The sequence below is a fragment of the Brevibacterium sp. SIMBA_078 genome, from assembly GCF_046534565.1.
In the GTDB taxonomy this organism is placed as follows: domain Bacteria; phylum Actinomycetota; class Actinomycetes; order Actinomycetales; family Brevibacteriaceae; genus Brevibacterium.
The window spans coordinates 1-265 of the sequence record NZ_JAWRYQ010000282.1; the positions used below are offsets into that span (position 1 = coordinate 1).

Here is a 265-nt window from a genome sequence, read left to right on the forward strand (position 1 = left end):
CTGAGTAGTCAACATCCCACGTCTTGAAGCGTTCTATAGTCTCAGGTAGTAACTGTGCAAAAGACCAGCCTACTTTTTTATCAGGTGTAGCATCAGGATAGTAGAAGCCACGTTTTAAACATTCTTCTTTGAATAGCTTGTTATGGTATGCACCTTTTCGAGAAGTCTCTTTAATGTCATTCTCATGGCAATAAAGATGAATCATTTCATGATGTAGTGTACGCATGATGTCCATAGCTTCACGGTTCATCGTTTCCGCAGTAAT

1 protein-coding gene is annotated in these 265 nt (G+C 39.6%); it reads right to left on the minus strand.

From position 1 onward, the window contains the following. Positions 1 to 250, minus strand: a 250-nt coding sequence (locus tag SB749_RS19735) for a hypothetical protein (RefSeq protein ID WP_410711800.1), incomplete at its 3' end; no start/stop codon positions are given. Between the last annotated feature and the right edge of the window lie 15 nt (positions 251 to 265).